Annotated in this window: 20 protein-coding genes; 16 read left to right on the top strand and 4 right to left on the bottom strand. The window is 28.0% G+C overall.

The window, feature by feature from the left end; genetic code table 11:
• From J2Z24_RS10335 to J2Z24_RS10310, 6 genes are all read left to right on the top strand, one after another.
• Nucleotides 1–1,017 carry a hypothetical protein gene (locus J2Z24_RS10335; RefSeq protein WP_035149197.1) on the top strand — a complete coding sequence of 339 codons (1,017 nt, stop codon included), beginning with the start codon at nt 1–3 and terminating at the stop codon, nt 1,015–1,017.
• Nucleotides 1,018–1,032: 15 nt separating this feature from the next.
• Nucleotides 1,033–1,416 (top strand): hypothetical protein, encoded by a 384-nt coding sequence (locus J2Z24_RS10330; protein ID WP_035149200.1) that lies wholly within the window; start codon nt 1,033–1,035, stop codon nt 1,414–1,416.
• Nucleotide 1,417: 1 nt separating this feature from the next.
• A complete protein-coding gene (locus J2Z24_RS10325; RefSeq protein ID WP_085059102.1) occupies nt 1,418–1,552 on the top strand; it encodes an XkdX family protein in 135 nt (44 codons plus the stop codon).
• A 97-nt stretch (nt 1,553–1,649) separates the two neighbouring features.
• Entirely contained in the window at nt 1,650–1,874 is a 225-nt protein-coding gene (locus J2Z24_RS10320) for a hemolysin XhlA family protein (RefSeq protein WP_027624375.1), read from the top strand.
• A 13-nt stretch (nt 1,875–1,887) separates the two neighbouring features.
• Nucleotides 1,888–2,649 carry an N-acetylmuramoyl-L-alanine amidase gene (locus tag J2Z24_RS10315; protein WP_051593330.1) on the top strand — a complete coding sequence of 254 codons (762 nt, stop codon included), beginning with the start codon at nt 1,888–1,890 and terminating at the stop codon, nt 2,647–2,649.
• Nucleotides 2,650–2,661: 12 nt separating this feature from the next.
• Entirely contained in the window at nt 2,662–3,063 is a 402-nt protein-coding gene (locus tag J2Z24_RS10310) for a hypothetical protein (RefSeq protein ID WP_035149203.1), read from the top strand.
• Nucleotides 3,064–3,114: 51 nt separating this feature from the next.
• On the opposite strand, the gene J2Z24_RS10305 is transcribed toward J2Z24_RS10310, so the two are convergent.
• From J2Z24_RS10305 to J2Z24_RS10290, 4 genes are all read right to left on the bottom strand, one after another.
• Nucleotides 3,115–4,542 (bottom strand): DUF4179 domain-containing protein, encoded by a 1,428-nt coding sequence (locus J2Z24_RS10305; RefSeq protein WP_035149206.1) that lies wholly within the window; start codon nt 4,540–4,542, stop codon nt 3,115–3,117.
• A complete protein-coding gene (locus J2Z24_RS10300; protein ID WP_035149208.1) occupies nt 4,520–5,059 on the bottom strand; it encodes a sigma-70 family RNA polymerase sigma factor in 540 nt (179 codons plus the stop codon). Before J2Z24_RS10300 ends, J2Z24_RS10305 begins: the two co-directional genes overlap by 23 nt.
• A 224-nt stretch (nt 5,060–5,283) precedes the next feature.
• The gene (locus J2Z24_RS10295) at nt 5,284–5,817 is read right to left on the bottom strand and encodes a 2'-5' RNA ligase family protein (RefSeq protein WP_035149210.1); all 534 of its coding nucleotides are present in this window, start codon (nt 5,815–5,817) and stop codon (nt 5,284–5,286) included.
• A gap of 39 nt (nt 5,818–5,856) precedes the next feature.
• Entirely contained in the window at nt 5,857–6,282 is a 426-nt protein-coding gene (locus tag J2Z24_RS10290; RefSeq protein ID WP_051593331.1) for a DUF2500 domain-containing protein, read from the bottom strand.
• A gap of 256 nt (nt 6,283–6,538) precedes the next feature.
• On the opposite strand from J2Z24_RS10290, the gene J2Z24_RS10285 reads away from it, so the two are divergent.
• The 10 genes from J2Z24_RS10285 to J2Z24_RS10240 all read left to right on the top strand — a co-directional run bounded on the left by J2Z24_RS10285 (nt 6,539) and on the right by J2Z24_RS10240 (nt 20,115).
• Nucleotides 6,539–7,384 carry a CvfB family protein gene (locus J2Z24_RS10285; protein ID WP_035149213.1) on the top strand — a complete coding sequence of 282 codons (846 nt, stop codon included), beginning with the start codon at nt 6,539–6,541 and terminating at the stop codon, nt 7,382–7,384.
• Nucleotides 7,385–7,634: 250 nt separating this feature from the next.
• Nucleotides 7,635–8,087, top strand: coding sequence for a MarR family winged helix-turn-helix transcriptional regulator (locus tag J2Z24_RS10280; protein ID WP_035149215.1), 453 nt, complete (start codon nt 7,635–7,637; stop codon nt 8,085–8,087).
• Between the two features lie 34 nt (nt 8,088–8,121).
• Complete coding sequence (locus tag J2Z24_RS10275) at nt 8,122–9,849, top strand: ABC transporter ATP-binding protein (protein WP_035149218.1); 1,728 nt, start codon at nt 8,122–8,124, stop codon at nt 9,847–9,849.
• Nucleotides 9,846–11,690, top strand: a complete 1,845-nt coding sequence (locus tag J2Z24_RS10270) for an ABC transporter ATP-binding protein (protein WP_035149220.1) — start codon at nt 9,846–9,848, stop codon at nt 11,688–11,690. The genes J2Z24_RS10275 and J2Z24_RS10270 overlap by 4 nt, the downstream gene beginning before the upstream one ends.
• 148 nt (nt 11,691–11,838) lie before the next feature.
• Entirely contained in the window at nt 11,839–13,056 is a 1,218-nt protein-coding gene (locus J2Z24_RS10265) for an NAD(P)/FAD-dependent oxidoreductase (protein WP_035149223.1), read from the top strand.
• Entirely contained in the window at nt 13,046–15,274 is a 2,229-nt protein-coding gene (locus tag J2Z24_RS10260; RefSeq protein ID WP_241392936.1) for a nitrogenase component 1, read from the top strand. Before J2Z24_RS10265 ends, J2Z24_RS10260 begins: the two co-directional genes overlap by 11 nt.
• Nucleotides 15,240–16,541 (top strand): nitrogenase component 1, encoded by a 1,302-nt coding sequence (locus J2Z24_RS10255; RefSeq protein ID WP_035149227.1) that lies wholly within the window; start codon nt 15,240–15,242, stop codon nt 16,539–16,541. The genes J2Z24_RS10260 and J2Z24_RS10255 overlap by 35 nt, the downstream gene beginning before the upstream one ends.
• A 79-nt stretch (nt 16,542–16,620) precedes the next feature.
• The gene (locus tag J2Z24_RS10250) at nt 16,621–17,346 is read left to right on the top strand and encodes a Bax inhibitor-1/YccA family protein (RefSeq protein ID WP_035149229.1); all 726 of its coding nucleotides are present in this window, start codon (nt 16,621–16,623) and stop codon (nt 17,344–17,346) included.
• 190 nt (nt 17,347–17,536) lie between these two features.
• Nucleotides 17,537–19,021: an MDR family MFS transporter gene (locus tag J2Z24_RS10245; protein WP_035149232.1), complete on the top strand. Its 1,485-nt coding sequence runs from the start codon at nt 17,537–17,539 to the stop codon at nt 19,019–19,021.
• 179 nt (nt 19,022–19,200) lie between these two features.
• Nucleotides 19,201–20,115, top strand: coding sequence for a CsxC family protein (locus J2Z24_RS10240; protein WP_051593332.1), 915 nt, complete (start codon nt 19,201–19,203; stop codon nt 20,113–20,115).
• Nucleotides 20,116–20,185 lie beyond the last annotated feature (70 nt).

The raw sequence follows: 20,185 nt of genomic DNA, 5'->3' as shown, positions 1-20,185 counted from the left end.
ATGATTAACATAACAGATCATTTTAATGCTAAAAAAAAACTAATTGGAGATTTTGAAATTGTTTTTGAACAAATTGCATTATCAAAAACAATTGATTGTGACTTTGGAAAAACATCATATATTCTACAGTCCTCTAATTATGTATCTTTAGTAGTTATTGATAATAAAAACCTAACAAAAAAAATAATAAAAGGGATAATAACTACTGCAAGACAAATTATATCAATGAAAATTATAAGTGCTAATTATGTTGCTATTTTCTATGAAAGAGTTAATGCAATGGGCAAATATGATTTATCAATTATTAATATTACAAATGACACAATAATTCCAATTGATTTAAAACCATTAAATATTCGTGATGGTTTTTCATTAGGAAATGTTATAACAGATGGAGATTATATTTACTTCATAGTTAACCGCGGAACTTTTGTAAAATCTAATTTAAAAGGTCAAGTAGTTCTAACAAAAAATTTAGATATAGATAAATTGGTGTATTGTAATAATTCAATATATGGATTTTCTATTTCTCAAGCTTTAAAAATTGACACAAGTGGAAATATTATAATTTCTGTAAACCGATCTATAAATGTTGATAAAACATACAGTGATACTACTGGTATATATAATTATTCAGGCGGTACATTGGAAAAAATTAATTTTGATTTACAATCAATATGTTTGTATAAAGTAAATTCAGGTAGTATATCTATTGTCGGTGTAATGAATAATATTTTTTATTGCACTGAAACTTTATTATTAAGCAAATGGGGTGAATATATGCTAAATGAAACTTATGATTTGATTAGTGTAGATTTAAATGTGGCGAATCATAAAAAAACACCGATTGATTTATCTAATGGAATACCTATTGCTGTAGATAATTTAAATAATTTATTTCTTTTTAATTTATCACCAACTGCAAGTATTCAATTTCCAGCTTCAAATGGCGTTAATAAAAAATGTGATTTTTCTACTATTTGTCTAAAAAAAGATACTAAAAGAAAATTAATATAGGGGGGGAATAAAAATATGATATTTATAAAAAACTTAAATAAAATAACAGACTCAAAATACGATATAGGCTACAAACATTATATGCCTTTTGATAGTACAAATGGTTTGAATAAAACCAAAGAACAGTTAGAACAGGAAGGTATACTTATAGAAGGTATTTCAGAACCACAGCAAATAGAAGGTAAACAATCTATAATGTATTATAATCCAGTAGAAAACATTATTTTCTATGAATATGAAGATATATTAAAACCAAAAGAAAATATAGAAAAAGAAACTTTCACAAAGACATTAGCAGAATTGACTGTAGAAAATAAAAAGAAAGATGCTATGATAAGTCAATTAGCACAGCAAGTAAGTAATTTAAATATAAAAATAAATCAATTAGGAGGTAAATAGTATGTTTGATTTTTATAGCTTATTTTATAAAGAAGGGTATCTAAAGTTAGAAGATTTAAAGGAGGCTGCTAAATGGAATGTAATTAGCAAAGAAGAATTTAAAACTATTACTGGAGAAGAACTTATTACACAATAGAAAACTACTACGACACAACTCAAAATAACAATAAATCAAGCATCTACCTAATAGGGTCTTTTTATTTTGCCTAATTTTAAAGTACTGGAGGTTAGATATGGACAAAGATATACAGCAAGAAATTTTAGAGAGAATAGTAAGAATTGAAACTAAAATAGATAGTTATAATAGTACTAAAGAAAAGGCAGATATGGCTTATATTAAAGCTTGTCAAAATGAAAAAGACATAGCTGAAATAGAAGATAATTTAAAATGGCTCTGGCGAACAATCGCTGGAGCTATTATTTTAGGAATAATCAGTACGATTATAACATTTAAATAAAGAAGGTGATTAGATGAAAATAGCAGTAGATTTTGGACATGGAACTGGGCAAGACAGAGGGGCAGAAGGGTATAGAAATGAAGAAAGTACGGTAAGAGAATTTGGTACATTAGTAATAGAAGGCTTAAAAAAACTAGGGCACATTGTTTACAATGTAACACCTGCACAGAAAGGATTATCTTTAATTCAAAGTTTAGCATATAGAGTTAATATGGCAAACTACTATAAAGCAGATTTATTTGTATCATTACATTTGAATGCCTTTAATGGAGAAGCTAATGGCTGCGAAGTAGAGTATATCAGTAGTAGTGGAAAGGTTTATGCAGATAGGATATGTGATGAGATATCTAAGTTAGGCTATAGGAATAGAGGAGCAAAGTATAGAAATGATTTGTATGTTCTTAGATATACAAGTATGCCTGCAATACTTATTGAAAGCTTTTTCTGTGATAGCAAATCTGATTGCCAAATCTATAATAAATATAATTTAGTAGCTGCAATTATAAAGGGAATAACAGGGCATATAGTAGATATAAAAAATTCTAGTAACGAAAAAGATGTAACTATTCCTCCTATAGATCATAGTATTCCAGATAATTGTTATATTACATGGAAAGGAACTAATGGACTTGGATATATAGAAAGTGTTCCAGAAAAGGGGAGACTTATAATTCATTTAGATAAGTATAACTATCTATCCCTTCAAGATGATGAAAAAGAAGGAAATAACATAAGGATTTTTACAAGAACAAAGGGATATAAGGATTTAATTTAAGGGGGAATTTTCATGAGTAGTACATTAATAAATGGAGTTGTAGATATAGTTATAAAATCTATATTATCCATATTAGGATTAACTATTACTTATTTAATTAGGATAGGTGTGGATTATTTAAATAAGAAAAGAGAGCAGCTTATACAAAAAATAGGGATGGAACAATATAATAAAACTTATAATATTGCTAAAAGTATTTATTTTGTAGTTGAGCAACAGTTTAAATTTATTCCTCAATCAGCAGAAGAAAAAAGAAAATTGTTTGATGAAATGCTTATTAAAAAAATACCTAATTTAAAAGAAGAAGATTTAAACCACTTTAGGGAAGCTATTGTAGGAGAAATAAATAGCCAAATTAAAGGCTCAAATTTGTTAAAATCAGCGCCTATAGATAATAGTAAATATGAAAATTAATATTAAAAGGTTGAAGAAGTACTAATAATATGTACCTCTTCAACCCTTTTGTTAATTTATATTTATTTTAGTTTCACATTCCTTTAAAGGTTCATAATATTCGCTTGGATCAGATATAACTATTGTAAGATCTTTATAGTCAGAAACAAAGTCCTTGCCAATATTTTCTTCAAGTATATATTCTCCATCTACAAATTTTTTATTGAAAGAAAAAACTCTATAGGTACTTTCTTCATTAAATCCTTTTTTATTATTCCATAACCAAATGTTTTCTAATAATAAAGGTGAGTAATCTCCTTCAAGTTTAAGCTTAAAAGTGAGTTTATTATCAGTCATATCAATTTTATTTATAGTAATGTTTCCAAACTTTTCTGTAGTTATTTTCTTAGGCAAAGATGTATTTTTTATAGGAAGTTCATATTTAACTTTACAGTCTTTAAGCTGCATATTATCTATTGATTTTTTTAATACTTTTATATTAATGGATTTATAAGTATTAATTTCTTCAGGAATAAATTCAATACGAGCTTCAGAATAATTTTTATCACTTTTGGAACCAGAACCTGGGGTTTTTAGCAAATAACCTTTTTCATTTGTAACCAAAACTTGGTGATTATTAAAAAAGTTATTGTCTGATTTATTAAATAGGTTATCTAAACCTGTTCCTTTAGCAGTCATATTTAATACAGAACTTACTGGAGTTAAAGATAATTTTTCTATAGTAAATTTATTGTTGTCTATGTTATAGTACTTATTTATATTAAGAGTTTTACATTTGTTTTTAAAGTTTTCTTGAGATACTATAAAGTCAAAATCCCACACACCTTTAATTCCGCAAATTGATCTGAATTTAGTTGTGAATCTAAATTTATCCGGTATTGAATTTGAAGGAGATATATCAATTTCTTCTCTCATAATGTAGGAGTTAGTATCTATCTCTTTAAAATCATAACCACCACTTGTAGGCATCTTGCCATCTATGGTAGTAGCATGTCCAGGGAAAATATCAGGGGTTCTTGGTAGATTTTTTTCACCTTGAATGATGTATCCTAAAAATACTTTATTTCCATCACAGGTAGCTTCTTTTACTGTTATAGTTATTCCACTACTTTTAACAGATTGATTAACTTCATTTGTATATTCCTTTAAATTAGGGTTATCTAAGCCAAAGTTAGAGGGATTCTTTTCTTTAGAATCAAATACAGATTTTCCATTTAAAATATTATTTATAGCAGGTATATTTTTAGCTAGAGTAGGTACAGAGAAAGCTATACCAATTAAACAAGTTATGGTTATGGCAGCAGCAATAACTTGTTTCTTTTTATTATTTTTCTTTTTAGGCTTTATATTTTCTAAAGAAGTTAAAGTATCTTCTATACAATTATGAAATACAGATGGAACCTCTATATTATCTAGTTTATTTTCTTTTAAGTTTTCAAATTTATCTTTTATTATTCTATCCATTAATTCTTCCTTCATAGTAGCAATCCTCCTTATCAATTTTTAAGCTATTAAATATTTTAAGTCTTCCTCGTGAAAGTCTGGATTTTACTGTTCCCTCAGGTATTTGAAGGATTTTGCTAATAGTCTTTACTGAAACATCATCAAAGTAATATAAATGAATTAAATATCTTAAATCTTTGTCTAAACAATTTATTACTTCTTTTAGCTCTATTAGTTCATAATCTTTGCAATTTGAACATTGCTCTATTGATTCATTTAAAGGTACTACTTTTTTGTTTACTTTAAGTATTTTATAGCAATTATTTATAAGACTTTTTGCAAACCAAGCTTTAAAGTATTCAGGATGTTTTAAATTACCTATATTTTTATAACAATTTAAAATAGTTTCCTGAATAGCATCTGCACAGTCTTCATCATTATCTAAAATGGATTTTGATACGGAATAAAAATATTTTTCATAGTTTCTTATTAACTTTATAAAAGAATCCTTATTTCCCTTTTGAGCTAATTTCACTTCTTCTAGCAATTCCATTTAATTCCTCCTACATTTTTAACACCGCGGTATTGTGTATTAATTATACTATCACTTATATAGATATAGAATTTTTATGTTTGGTTCACGAAAAAAAGTGCGAAGCACTTTTTTTAGAGTATGAATTATAGAGCACAGAGAACAGATAAGGATAATTTTTCTCCATGTCTGTACTCTGTAATTTTTGCTCTGTACTCTGAAAAGTTGCCTCGCAATTTTTTAGTTTATTTAAGAATATATTCTTTATAAGTTATCCACCTGTAATTTTCCCATTTAAGTATGGATATGTTATCAAAGTAAGTGTTAAATTGTGGATTATATTTATTTACATAGTTCCATATAGGTTGAAATTTATCTTCTTTTAAACGACTTACTATGGTACAATGAAACATTTTATTTTTACCTTCACCTTCATGCGCTTTCCAAGGAAGCCAAGAAATATTTTTTAATTTATTTATAAATTCATCATGAATTTGTAAAGATTCCTTAGAAGGGGTAACACGCATAAATACCACATCTGTTCTAAAATGATTAAAACCGTTTATTAGGATTTTTTCTTTATTTTTATCTTTTGTAAAGTTATCCAAGAGTTTTTCAATTTCTTCAATATTGTTTGTCTCAAAGGGAGCTTTTATGGTAAAATGAGCAGGCAATTTTTGCCTTTTTACTTTAAATTTATAGCAAACATCCTCCACTAATTTTTCATGGAATTTAAGAGTTTCTCCCTTAAGCAAACAAACTATAACGTATCTTTCCATTAAACCATCCTTTCAAAAAGTTGCATTGCAATCTTTTTATTAGTATTCCCTATAATTAGTGTTTTCTTCATAAGAATTGGTATGAAAATTCTCTGAGCTAGATTTTCTTTTAAAATCTTTAAACCATTCTCCTTGATAAGTAAGATCACCAATATCTCCTTCTACTAATGAGCCATACATTCTTCCACTTAAAGATAATTCTAGTCTTTCACCGTGTTCTGTTTGGAAGGTAATGTAATAGGTGGTAGAAGTAGAATGAGATATATTATTGTTAGCATCATTATGAGTGTGATGAGATACAGCAGTTCTTTTTCCTATTACTTTAGCTTCTACAGTTATTAAAGGAGCTTTGGAATTTCTGGCATAAGATTTTATAATAGAAAAAACCATAAAAGCAAATATTATAAAAAATATTATAGGAAAAATTGAAAATAAAAAGTCATGAAATCCATAAAAATACGACAAAATCTATTCACCTCAAATTAAATAATAATATATAATAATATTTTATTATACATGTATAAATATTTCCAATAATTTAGCTAATTTTAGGTAGATTTTATTTAAAAAACTGTGATATCATACTTATGTATATCTTATGGATTTCTAATGACTTTTATGGAAACAATATATTTGATATTTATAAAATTATGATTTTTACTAAAAGAAAAGTTAGTTTAAAATAAGGGATAAAAGATTTTAAATATGGAGGGAAAATAAATTGATTAAATTAGGAGATTTTAATGAATTAAAAATAGCTAGGAAAGGTGCTCCAGGATATTTTTTAGATGCAGAAACAGGAAGAACAAGTGATGATATATTGCTTCCATTTGGTAGCTGTTTAGATGAGGAGCCGGAAGAAGGACAGATAGTAAATGCATTTATATATAGAGATTCAAAGGATAGATTAATTGCTACCTTAAAAGAACCACTAGCTAAGGTTGGGGATTTAGCGTATTTAGAAGTGAAAGCTAATACTAAAATTGGAGCATTTATAGATATAGGACTTGAAAAAGACATATTTGTTCCTTTAAAGGAGCAGAACTATAGATTAATAGAGGGAAATAAATACTTATTTTATATTTATATAGATAAAACAGATAGGATAGCGGCAACCACAGATGTAGAGGCTCATTTGCAAATAGCAGAAGAGTATAATGTTGGAGATGAGGTAAGCGGAACAGTTTATGGATTCTATAGAAGTGAAAATGTAGGAATAGCAGTAGATAATATGTTTAAGGCTATAATGCTTAAAAATGAATATTTCACTGAAGTAAGAATAGGTGAGGTACTAAAGCTTAATATAAAGAAGATATATGAAGATGGAACTTTAGGGCTTACACCAAGGGCAAAAGCAGCAGAGGAAAGAAGTAAACTTCAGGAAGAAATATTAAAATATTTAGAAGCTAATGGAGGATTTATGCCATTTAATGATAAATCTTCACCTGAAGATATAAAAGAAGTTTTCCATGAAAGCAAGAATTATTTTAAAAGAGCTTTAGGAGGATTAATGAAAAGAGGATTAGTAGATCAGGATGAAACTGGAACAAAATTGATTAGAAAATAAACTTATAAGTATAAATAACCTACGCCAAAACTTGGCGTAGGTTATTTATGTTTTTACAGTTAAATAGCGTAATAAAATATTAGTAGGCTAACTATATTAGAATTGTGGATATCTAGAAAAAGTTGATTAAATATTTGAAAATCAATGTTTTAAGTAAAATTATTAACTTTTTGAAAAGTATATTGACGGTAAAAAAACTTAGTGATAATATTTAAATGCTTAGTCAACTAAATAAATGGAGGAAAAAAAGATGGGTTGTTATGAACAAGATTCATTATATTTTATGTTTGGTCAGGTAATAAAGCTTCATTATCATAGAATTCAAAAATTATTGGACAAATTAGGTCTTTATCATGGTCAACCACCATTATTGTTTATTTTACATAAAAAAAATGGACAGAGTCAAAAAGAGTTAGCAGATAAAATGAATATTAAGCCCGCAACCATAACAGTTATGTTAAAGAGAATGGAGAAATCAGGTTTTGTAGAAAGATTGCCAGACAAAGAAGATCAAAGAGTGTCTAGAGTATATCTAACAGATAAAGGAAGAGAAACTATGAAAGAAGTAAAAAAGGTTTTTAAAAGCATAGATGATGATTGTTTTAAAAACTTTACTCAAGAAGAAAAAATTTTGCTTCGTAGATTATTTATGCAGATGAGGGATAATCTTTTACAAGCTTCAAATGATTTTAAGGAAACATAAAAACCTATTAGATTAAAGAGATGGAGTTGAAAATATGGTTAAGTTATTCAAGCATTTAAAGAAATATTCAATATTAATAATTTGTATATTGATATTAGCTTTTGTTCAAGTAATGGCAGATTTAAATTTACCTAATTTGATGTCTAGAATAGTTGATACAGGAATAGTAAAGGGAGATGTAGATTATATTATAAAAATTGGTGGATATATGCTTATTATAGCATTAGGAGGAACTTTCGCTTCCATATTATTAAGTTTATTATCAGCTAAGGTTTCTGTAGGCTTTGCGAAAGATTTACGTGAAAAAGTATTTACTCATGTGGAGAATTTTTCTCTTAATGAATTTGATAAGTTAGGAACATCTTCTCTTATAACAAGAACAACTAACGATATCACTCAAGTACAACAAGTAATGGTTATGATGCTTCGTATAGCAGTAATTGCACCTATTATGTGTATTGGTGGATTATTTATGGCATTATCAAAGGATGTACCTCTATCTATTACATTTTTGATTACAATACCACTTCTTATAATAGTAATTGGAATTGTAGGATTTAAGGGACTTCCATTATTTAAAAGCATTCAAGTTAAAATAGATAAGTTAAATAGAGTTGTTAGAGAAGGACTTACTGGAATTAGGGTTGTAAGAGCATTTAACCGTACTGAATATGAAGAACAGCGTTTTGATGAAGCAAGTAAAGATTTAACAGAAACATCTATAAGAGTTAATAAAATAATGGCATCACTTATGCCTATTATGATGTTGATATTTAATTTTATGTCTATTGGAATTATTTGGTTTGGAGCTAAAAGAATTGATATGAATGCAATGCAGGTAGGAGATTTAATGGCTTTTTTACAATATTCAATGCAAGTAATGATGTCAGTAGTTATGGTTTCTATTATATTTGTTATGGTACCTCGTGCGTCTGCTTCAGCAGAAAGAATTAATGAGGTTTTAAACATGAAACCTGTAATTTCTAATAGTGACAATACTAAAAAACCTAATGGTAAAAAAGGATATTTAGAATTTAAAAATGTTGTATTTAGATATCCTGGTGCAGAACAGGCAGTTTTAAATAACATTTCCTTTATAACTAAGCCAGGAGAAACTACTGCAATAATAGGAAGTACTGGTTCAGGAAAATCTGCTTTAGTAAATCTTATACCACGTTTTTATGATATTGAAGAAGGAAGTATTCTTTTAGATGGGGTAGACATAAGAGAAATGGAACAAGAAGACCTTAGAGATAAGATAGGTATAGTTCCTCAAAAGGCAGTGCTTTTTTCAGGCACTGTTGCAGAGAATATAAGATACGGAAAAGAAAATGCTACAGATGAAGAAATAAAACATGCAGCTAAAATAGCTCAGGCTAGTGAATTTATTTCAAAAATGAAGGATGGATATGATTCACAAATAGCTCAAGGAGGAAATAATTTATCAGGAGGTCAAAAGCAAAGATTGTCTATAGCTAGGGCAATTGTTAAAAAACCTGAAATATATATATTTGATGATAGTTTTTCTGCTCTTGATTTTAAAACAGATGCCAATTTACGTGAAGCATTAAAAAGTGAAATTAAAGAATCTACTATGATTATAGTTGCACAAAGGGTTAGTACAGTAATGAATGCAGACAGAATAATAGTTTTAGATGAAGGAAATATTGCTGGTATTGGAACACATGAAGAACTTTTAAAAAGTTCAAAAGTATATAAAGAAATTGTTTCATCACAGCTTGCAGAGGAGGAAATAGCATGAGTGGAAAACATAGAGGACCTGGAGCAGGGGTAATGCCTGTAGAAAAAGTTAAGGATTTTAAAGGTACTCTTAAAAGGTTAGTTAAATATATAGCACCTTATAAGATTCAACTTATAATAGTTTTAATTACTGCCATATTAAGTACGGTATTTAGTATTTTAAGTCCTAAAATATTGGGTTATGCTACACAAAAACTTTTTGAAGGTATAATGATGAAATTTAGAAAGGTTCCTGGAGCAGCAATAGATTTCCAATATATAGGAAGAATTGTATTAATTTTAATAGCTTTATATATTATTAGTTCAGCATTTAGTTATATTCAACAATATGTAATGGCAGGAGTTTCACAAAAGACAGTTTATAATATGAGAAAAGATTTAGAAAATAAGCTTGGACGTATGCCTCTTAAGTATTTTGATTCAAAACCTCATGGAGAAACTTTAAGTAGATTTACTAATGATATGGATAATATAAGTACCACACTTCAACAAAGTTTAACTCAGCTTATAACTTCTATAATAACTATAATTGGTATAATTGTAATGATGCTTACTATTAGTCCATTGATGACTATAATTGCACTTATAGTTTTACCGGTATCAATACTTTTAATTAGGCCTATACTTAAAAAATCACAAAAATATTTTACCAATCAACAAAAGTATTTAGGGAATTTGAATGGACATATTGAAGAAATGTATACAGGACATAATATAGTAAAAGCATTTAAACATGAAGAGAAATCTATAAAGGAATTTAAAGATATAAATGAAAAACTTTATAGTGCAGGATGGAAGGCTCAATTTGTTTCAGGGCTTATAATGCCACTTATGAGTTTTATAAATAATGTTGGATATGTGGCAGTATGTGTCACAGGAGGATATTTAGCTACTAAAAGAATAATCAATGTAGGAGAAATTCAAGCATTTATCCAATATATGAGACGATTTTCTCAACCTATAAATCAAACTGCCAATATTGCAAATATTATTCAATCAACTGTAGCATCTGCTGAACGTGTTTTTGAAATATTAGATGAAGAGGAAGAAATACCAGATTCTAAAGAAGGAAAAATTATAGAAAATCCAAAAGGAGAAGTAAAATTTCAACATGTTAACTTTAGCTATAAAAAGGAGACAACTCTTATAGAAGATATGAATATAGATGTTAAGCAAGGTGAGACTATAGCTATTGTAGGACCAACAGGAGCGGGGAAAACAACTATAGTAAATCTTTTAATGAGATTTTATGAAATAAATGAAGGTAAAATAACTATTGATGGTGTAGATATAAAAGAATTGAAAAGAGAAAATTTGCGAAATATATTTGGAATGGTGCTTCAGGATACCTGGTCCTTTAATGGTACAATAAGAGAAAATATAGCATATGGACGTGAAGGTGCTACAGAAGAAGAGATAATACAAGCAGCTAAAACAGCACATGCTGACCATTTTATAAGAACTTTACCAGATGGATATGATACAGTACTTAATGAGGAAGCATCTAATATTTCACAGGGACAGAAACAACTTTTAACTATTGCCCGTGCAATACTTGCTGACCCTGCAATCCTTATCTTAGACGAAGCTACAAGCAGTATAGATACAAGAACAGAAGTTTATATACAAAAGGCAATGAATAATCTTATGAAAGGAAGAACCAGTTTTGTTATTGCACATAGATTATCTACAATTCGTGATGCAGATTTAATACTTGTTATGAATGCAGGTAAAGTTATTGAACAGGGAAATCACCAAGAACTTTTAGAAAAAGGTGGCTTTTATTCAGAACTTTATAATAGTCAATTTACAGGTAAAAGCCTGGAAAAACAAGTTGGTTAATTTCTGTATAATTTAATATAATGTAAAAAATGTCAGACCGTTGATAAATTAATGTTATCAGCGGTTTTAAATTTTGGATTATCTAATGAAAGTTAGTAAATACTATTATTGTTAAATTATAATTTTGGTGAATAGGAGTAGTGATAAAATGGATTTACAGTATGTTCAAGGTAAACCTCTTTTTACTACAATTAATAGTGGTTATAAGAAATATCCATGCTTAAATGAGAATATTAATACAGAGGTTGTAATAGTGGGTGGAGGGGTTACAGGTGGAATTTTAGGATATTATTTTACAAAACATAATATTCCTGCTGTAATTTTAGAAAAAGGAAAAATAGGTTATGGAAGTACTAGTATTACCACATCTTTGCTTCAGTATGAACTTGATGAAAATTTAAATGAACTAGCACAGGGAACCACAATAGAAAATTCTATAAAGGCTTATAAATTAGGAATAGATGCTTTAGATGAAATAGATAGATTTATAAGTGAACATGGAAATAATTGTGATTATAAAAAGAAAAGTACTTTGTTATATACAGATAAGGATTTAGAAAAGAAAGAGATAGAGGAAGAATATAAACTTAGAAAAGAGTATAATTTTGACGTAAAATTTATAGATGAAGCTAATAATCCTTTTAGCTTTGATTTAAAGGCTGGAGTATATTCTAATAATGGAGGAGCTGAATTAGACCCTTATAAATATACTCACCAGTTACTGGATGTTTCCTGTAGAAAGGGACTTAAAGTTTATGAAAATACAGAAGCTGTAAAAGTAAGTTATAATATTAACGGAGTACAAATAGACACAATTCATAATTATAAAGTTAGAGGGAAAATAGTTATAGTGGCTACAGGATATAATACTAAGCTTTTTACTAATAGAAATTTTGGTACTGAAACCACTACCTTTAACATAGCCACAAAACCTGTAGGTGATTTTTCTGGATGGCCTGATAGAGTACTTATTAGAGATAACTCAGATCCATATAATTATTTAAGAACTACAGCAGATAATAGAATAATAATAGGTGGAGAAGATGTAGATTTCGTTCCAGAAATTTTTAATGAAAAAATAGCAAATGACAAATATGCTATACTAGAGGGAAGATTAAAATCTATGTTTAAAAATATTAAGAATATAGAAATAGAGTATAAATATTGTGGAGCTTTTGCTTCTACAAAAGATAATTTAGGATTTTTAGGTGTTGACCCTAAGAATAAAAAATTATGGTATTGTTTAGGTTATGGAGCAAATGGTATACTCTTTTCAATATTAGGAGGCATGATGTTAAGTAAATTATATTTAGGTGAAATGGATGAAAATTTAAAGTTGTTTAAAGTGGATAGATTTGATAATTAAAAATTTAGTTATAGAGAAAAAGGAAGTGGATATTTTGAAACAGGTTGCTATATATGGAAAGGGAGGTATTGGGAAATCTACTATATCTTCTAATTTATCTGCAGCTCTTTCTAAAAAGAATAAAAAAGTTTTACAAATTGGTTGTGATCCAAAACATGATTCTACAAGACTTTTACTTGGGGGAAGAAAAATAAATACTGTATTAGACTATATAAGAGATGTGGCACCTGATAAGTATAAATTAGGAGATATTTTGTGGGAAGGATATAATGGAATACATTGTGTAGAAGCAGGTGGACCTAATCCAGGAGTAGGATGTGCAGGAAGAGGAATTTTGACTACTTTTGATTTGCTCCAAAGATTACATATTAAGAATAAACAGTATGATATAGTTTTATATGATGTATTAGGAGACGTGGTGTGTGGAGGTTTTGCAGTACCTCTACGCCACGAATATGCAGATGAAGTTTATATAGTTACTTCTGGAGAATTTATGTCTATATATGCTGCCAATAATATATTAAGAGGACTTAGAAATTATGATGGTACAATGAAGAGAGTTGGAGGACTTATATTCAACAAAAGAGGTGTAGAGCATGAAGAGGAAAGAATAGAAAGATTTGCAGAGGCAGTTAAGCTACCTATTTGTGAAGTTTTTCCCAGAAGTGATGAATTTACTTATTCAGAAAAAGTTGGACTACCTCTAGTAGAAATTAAAGGCTCAAAGGTAGCAAATGGATTTTTAAATTTAGCAGATAAGGTAATTAAAGAAAGTATACTTTATGAGGCATTACCTCTTACAGATGAAAAACTTGAAGAAGTAGTGCTTCAAAGTAAAGTTAAATATTTTATAAAAGAAAAAGAAAATATTTTTAAAATGAAAAAACAGGAAAAGGAAGAAGAAAATAATTTTGAAGAGTTTTTATCTAAAAATGTGGTATTAAGAGAACCTCTTCATGGATGTGCTTTTAATGGAGCAGTAAATGTGGCAATTCAAATAGAAGATGCAGTAACCATTGCTCATGGTCCTAGAAGTTGTGCTCATATATCATATCAAACTATATCTTCTGTAGGTAGAAGAGGATTTTTTGAAAGAGGAGAATTGATGCCAGTGCAAATTAACCCATCACTTGTAAGTTCAGAAATGAATGAGGGGGTAATGGTATTTGGAGGTATAGAACAGCTGAAGAAAAAAGTAGAAGAGGTAAAGGAAAAAGGAAAAGCATTATTTGTAATAACCACTTGCCCAGCAGGTATTATAGGAGATGATGTAGATTCTGTAAAGGAAATGAGTACAGAAAACAAGCCTGTTATTCCTATAAAAACTGACGGAAATATTACAGGAGATTATCTTCAAGGCATGATTAATGCTTACTTAGAAATAGCTAGAGGGCTTATAAAAAAGAATGTAAAAAAGGAAGAAAACACAGTAAATATTTTATCTGAAAAATTTATTGCTAGAAATACAGAGAAAAACTTTAATACTATGAAAAAACTCTTGAATTCTATTGGAGTTTCTATAAATTGTAGATTTATATGCAAAACAAAGGCAGAGGATATACAAAACTTTATGAAAGCAGATTTAAATATATTAGCTTATGAAGATTATATGGGACGATTAATACAAAAGTTTTTCCAAAAAGAATATGATGCTAATTTCTTTAAAAGTCCTTTTCCAGTAGGCTTTTCAGAAACCAAGCAGTGGATTAAAGATATAGCTAAATATTTTAATAAGGAAGAATTAGTAGAAAACTTAATAAAAGATTATGAAAGAAATTATGAAGAAGAAATACAAGAAATAAAACCTTATTTAAAAGGTAAAAAGATAATGATAATTACTTATAATCACCAACTTGATTGGATATTAGAAACTGCATTAGAACTGGAAATGGATATAGTAAAGGTATGTGTATTGAATTATTGTAGTGAAAATTTATTTAAAAGCAAATTTGAAAATATGTTAAATATAGAACTTCAGTATAATCAAGAAAAAAGAATAGGGGATATTAAAGAGTTGAAGCCAGATATAATTATATCTAATTATGCATCAACAAATCTTGATGAAAAAGCAGTAATAGATACCATTCCTATGTGTCCTGATGTAGGTTTTTTCAGTGGATTAAATCTTGTTAAAAGATGGGCAGGACTTTTTAAATTAAATTTAAAAGAGGGGTGGAGAAAAGATGAAAAACTATTTTCCAAATATTATGCCAGATAGTCTTACTGGAGCCCTTCTTGCTATAGAAGGAATAAAAGATGCAGCAGTAATATTAAATGGTCCTACAGGATGCAAACTATATCATAGTGCTGTTTCTGATGCTCAAATGCCAGCACAAGCTAATTACGATCCTTTAAGTTATCCAGAAGAATTTTATTTTGGACAACCAAGAATTCCATGTACATATGTGGATGGATATGATTATGTATATGGATGTTCGGATAAATTAACTAGGTTGTTAAAGGATATAAAAAGAAGAAACTACAATCTTTTAGCAGTAGTAAACTCTCCGGGTGCAGCTTTGATTGGTGATGATTTAGATAGATTAATAAAAAATGAAGTAGAGAATATCCCTTATTTTTCTATGGAGAGCACAGGGTTTTCAGGTGAGTTTGAACATGGATTTTATAATGCTATAATTAAAGTTTTATCTTCTATGCTTGGTGAGAGAAAAGAGGTAATTCCTAAAACTGTAAATCTTTTAGGGATATCAATATACAACAAATATTATGAAGGGAATATAGAGGAAATAAAAAGACTTTTAAAACTTTGTGGCATAGAGGTAATATCAAATATTTGTGCAGGAGAAACTACAGAAAATATTAAAAATGCAATAAAAGCAGAATATAATATAGTTATTTATCCGGAGTATGGATTAGATTTAGCTAAGTGGATGAAGGAAAAGTATAATATACCTTATATATATGCTGAGGAAGGGATACCTATAGGGTTTGAAGCCACTGAAAATCTTATAAATAATGTATGTGAAAAATTAAATGGAAATAAAAAGTTGTTTACAGAAGAATCTGAAAAGGCAAGAGGAAGAAGTTATCTTTATTTATCTAGAGTTACTTCTTTTATAGGACTTCCTAAAGGGGCAACTTTTTCAATAAAAGCTGAGGCTTCTATTGCTTATGCATTAACTAAATGGCTTTGTAGCTATTTAGGAATGATTCCAGTATCCATTGAGATTACAGCTGGTAAGGGAAATATATTTTATGAAAAACTAAAAGATTTCCTTCAAAACATAGGATATACTAAGTCTTTAAATAAATTAATACATGAAAGTACTGGAAATATGGTATTCTCTGATGGAAATACTATATTACAGCTTAGAATGGATAATAAGAATTTTACTGGAATAGAAATAGGACTTCCATGTCTTGGATATGTTCATGTGGTTCCAAAATCCATTTTAGGTATATCTGGAGCTCTTATGCTTATAGAACATATATTAAACGGGGTGCAATTTTTAAATTTATTTTAATTTCTTATAAAACTAATGCATTTTAATATGGAATTTAGTATAATTAATATATCATAAATACATTAGGAGGAAATTAACTATGAAAGCAAATTCAGTATTAGAGAAAGGTTTTCAAAGAGAAGATTTTGATTCTTATGAAGAAGCTATGACTATAAATGGAACAGCTTTTAAAGCGTTTATATTAATAATGCTTGTAACAATAAGTGCAACATTTTCTTATATTAATTTTTCTATGTCAGAAAACACAATTGGAATAATTGGAGTATCAGCTATCACAGCTTTTGCTATAAGCCTTATAACAAGTTTTATTCCTAAAATATCTCCAGTAACTGCACCGATATATGCGGTATCAGAGGGAATACTACTTGGTGTAATATCCTTATTTGCAAATCAGATGTATCCAGGAATAGTATTTCCAGCTATATTATTAACTATATCTATAGCTATGAGTATGTTATTAATCTATAGGTCTAATCCAGGACTTGGAGCTAAAATTTCAAATTATGTTATTGTAGCAACTATGGGAATAGGATTAACATATGTTATAACATTTGTACTATCTTTATTTAAAGTTAATGTACCATATATTCATGGCAGTGGGCCTATAGGAATAATTTTTACAGCAGTAGTTTTAGTAATAGCAGCATTAAATTTAATAGTTGACTTTGAATTTATCAATCAAAGTGCAAGAGCTGGAGCACCAAAATATATGGAATGGTATGGAGCTTTTGGATTAACAGTAACTTTAGTTTGGATATATGTAAAAGTTTTAGAGATTATTATAAAGTTAAAAGAAAATGACTAAGCGATATATGAGATTATAATAATATTTGTTGATAGAAGGAATTTCTTTAAAAGGATTCCTTCTAAATTATTTTTTGATAATAGGAAAATTTGGACAAAAAACATAAAAACTAATATAATTATATATGTTTTCAATTAAATGAGAAATCCTACAAGTAAATTGTTTTTATAAAGGGAGAGTGATATAAAGTATGAATTCGAAAAAGATGAATATAATAATTGCAATAATGGTAGCTATGTTTTTAGCAGCAGTAGAAGGAACTGTGGTAACTACAGCTATTCCCACTATAGTGAAGGACTTAAATGGATTTAAGTTAATAAGTTGGGTGTTTTCTTTATATCTATTAACATCAGCAATTACTACCCCTATATACGGGAAATTAGCTGATTTATATGGAAGAAAGAACACATTATCTGTAGGTATAATAATTTTTTTAATAGGTAGTTCTCTTTGTGGACTATCTTCAAATATGTATCAGCTTATTATTTTCCGTGCATTACAAGGAATAGGAGCAGGGGCAATATTTACTGTAACTTATACCATAGTAGGAGATGAATTTGATATATCAGAAAGAGCAAAAGTTCAAGGATGGTTAAGTACAGTTTGGGGAATAGCTAGTTTAATTGGGCCATTTTTAGGAGGATTTTTATTAGAAAGTCTTTCGTGGCACTGGATTTTCTTTATAAATATACCCTTTGGATTATTATCTATAATATTATTAAAGAGAAATCTTAAAGAAAATTTCGAAGTGAAAAAACATAAAATAGATTATTTAGGAACTATAATATTATCATTATCAATAATAGCTCTTTTATATGGAGTTCTATTATTAGAAAAAAGTAAAAGTTTATTTTCCTTAGGAATAATAATTTCTATATTAATTGCTAGTGTATTATTGATTTTGTTTTATTTTATAGAAAAGAAGGCAGAAGAGCCGATTATTCCACTAGAAATATTAACAAAAAGCAATGTTATTGCTAATGGAATTACATTTATGATTGCAGCTGTTTTAATAGGAATGGAAGTGTACATGCCTTTATATATACAAAATGTTTTAGGTTTTGGAGCAACCATATCCGGTATATCAATGGCACCTATGTCCGTTGCTTGGCTCTTATCTGCAATGATTTTATCAAAAGCTATACCTAAATATGGAGAAAAGAAAGTGGTTTTTATATCTACTTTAATATTAGTATTTAGTAGTATTCTTTTAACTACACTAAAGGTTTCTTCTTCAATTTCATTAGTTATAAGTTATGTTTTTATAATGGGATTTGGATTTGGAGGAGCATTTACTATTTTAACAATAATGGTTCAAGCTTCTGTAGAATATAATCAGAGAGGAGCAGCTACTGCATCTAATTCACTTCTGAAAACTTTAGGTCAAACTGTAGGAATTAGTGTTTTTGGGAGTATATTTAATATAAATATAGTAAAATATTTTAATAATTTAGGAGTAAGTGAAATAGACCCTTCTAGTTTATATTCTAATATTAATGAAAATACTGTAATAACTGCTAAGAATGTAGGGCTTTCGGTTAATTCATCATTACACATTATTTTTACTGTTTTAATAATAATAAGTTTAATTTGTTTAATATTATCACTTATTTTACCCAGTAAACTGAAAAAAGAATCAGCAGTTAATAATAAAAAATTAACAGTGGAACACTAAAAAAGCTATATAGATTTTTAATTTAAAAGCATACATGAATTTGTATAAATCAAATTTATGTATGTTTTTTTATTTAATAATATATATAGGAATTTATAAAATAATTAAGTTGCACTTATGAATTTTATGAATATTATGGTATTGATATAAATTTAAATAATAATAGGGAGGAAATGTATATGGCACAGGATAACATAATTAGTGCTAGTGCTAATGTTAATAATAGCTATGTGATTAATGAAGGTAAGGAAGTTGCACAATGTACTCCACAATGCGACTCAAAATTATCAGACTCAACTACTTTAACGGAATGTGATAATAAATATAGGATACCCATGGGACGCACAGGGCCATTAATAGTTAAAGTTCCAGTAGTTCTATCAGATGTAGAGGTGCAGGTAGATTTAGAATCTGAGATTAGATTAGATGAAAATGCGTTAGATATTAAAACTATTGATAAAAATATTTGTCTTACTCAATGTAAGCTTATTCCCTATACTAATAAACTTTTTATAGGTGGATATGTTCAAAAAAATATACAATATTCAACTATTGATTGCACTAATAAAACTAGTATAAGTGGTAATATACAGCATACTACAATAAATATTCCATTTAAATGTGTAACAAAAATTAAGTTTTCTAAGCAACCAATATATGGTAAATATTACAAGGAAAAATTAAATGCATTAGATAAGAATATGATGTGTAAAGACTCTAAAGAAGATTCATGGATTCATTATAACAAGTTATATGAACCTGTTTATTGTGAATTAGAATACGCTAAGATATTGGAAACAGATATTCTTGATAGGAAATGTAGGTTTGATAATAAAGACACAAATGAAAAGACTTTTCAAGAAATAATAGAGAAGATGGTTGTTTTTATAAGGCTGAAAGTATTACAAAAGCAACAGATATATATTCCTGAGCCTGTTGGAGATGTAACTATATTAGAAGATTGTGATTTTGATTTCTCATGTAAATATATTGATTGTAAAGATGAAGAGTCTACCTATATAGAAGTAGGAGTGGATTCTAAAAAAGATATGATTGGTAGAGAAGTATCTATTAATGATTTTCATATAGATTAAATATATAAATTTTAATATTAAACAGTAGCATTTTTAAATAGGGAGAATAATATATTACTAGATATAAAAC

Source organism: Clostridium tetanomorphum (assembly GCF_017873215.1).
Taxonomy (GTDB): Bacteria; Bacillota; Clostridia; order Clostridiales; family Clostridiaceae; genus Clostridium_AO; species Clostridium_AO tetanomorphum.
The sequence above is the reverse complement of the archived record's forward strand: the minus strand, read 5'-3'. Positions and strand labels throughout refer to the sequence as shown.

Coding starts and splice junctions, on each gene's coding strand:
- J2Z24_RS10335 (WP_035149197.1), top strand. CDS start 1: ATGATTAACATAACAGATCATTTTAATGCTAAAAAAAAACTAATTGGA.
- J2Z24_RS10330 (WP_035149200.1), top strand. CDS start 1,033: ATGATATTTATAAAAAACTTAAATAAAATAACAGACTCAAAATACGAT.
- J2Z24_RS10325 (WP_085059102.1), top strand. CDS start 1,418: ATGTTTGATTTTTATAGCTTATTTTATAAAGAAGGGTATCTAAAGTTA.
- J2Z24_RS10320 (WP_027624375.1), top strand. CDS start 1,650: ATGGACAAAGATATACAGCAAGAAATTTTAGAGAGAATAGTAAGAATT.
- J2Z24_RS10315 (WP_051593330.1), top strand. CDS start 1,888: ATGAAAATAGCAGTAGATTTTGGACATGGAACTGGGCAAGACAGAGGG.
- J2Z24_RS10310 (WP_035149203.1), top strand. CDS start 2,662: ATGAGTAGTACATTAATAAATGGAGTTGTAGATATAGTTATAAAATCT.
- J2Z24_RS10305 (WP_035149206.1), bottom strand. CDS start 4,542: ATGAAGGAAGAATTAATGGATAGAATAATAAAAGATAAATTTGAAAAC.
- J2Z24_RS10300 (WP_035149208.1), bottom strand. CDS start 5,059: ATGGAATTGCTAGAAGAAGTGAAATTAGCTCAAAAGGGAAATAAGGAT.
- J2Z24_RS10295 (WP_035149210.1), bottom strand. CDS start 5,817: ATGGAAAGATACGTTATAGTTTGTTTGCTTAAGGGAGAAACTCTTAAA.
- J2Z24_RS10280 (WP_035149215.1), top strand. CDS start 7,635: ATGGGTTGTTATGAACAAGATTCATTATATTTTATGTTTGGTCAGGTA.
- J2Z24_RS10275 (WP_035149218.1), top strand. CDS start 8,122: ATGGTTAAGTTATTCAAGCATTTAAAGAAATATTCAATATTAATAATT.
- J2Z24_RS10270 (WP_035149220.1), top strand. CDS start 9,846: ATGAGTGGAAAACATAGAGGACCTGGAGCAGGGGTAATGCCTGTAGAA.
- J2Z24_RS10265 (WP_035149223.1), top strand. CDS start 11,839: ATGGATTTACAGTATGTTCAAGGTAAACCTCTTTTTACTACAATTAAT.
- J2Z24_RS10255 (WP_035149227.1), top strand. CDS start 15,240: ATGAAAAACTATTTTCCAAATATTATGCCAGATAGTCTTACTGGAGCC.
- J2Z24_RS10250 (WP_035149229.1), top strand. CDS start 16,621: ATGAAAGCAAATTCAGTATTAGAGAAAGGTTTTCAAAGAGAAGATTTT.
- J2Z24_RS10245 (WP_035149232.1), top strand. CDS start 17,537: ATGAATTCGAAAAAGATGAATATAATAATTGCAATAATGGTAGCTATG.
- J2Z24_RS10240 (WP_051593332.1), top strand. CDS start 19,201: ATGGCACAGGATAACATAATTAGTGCTAGTGCTAATGTTAATAATAGC.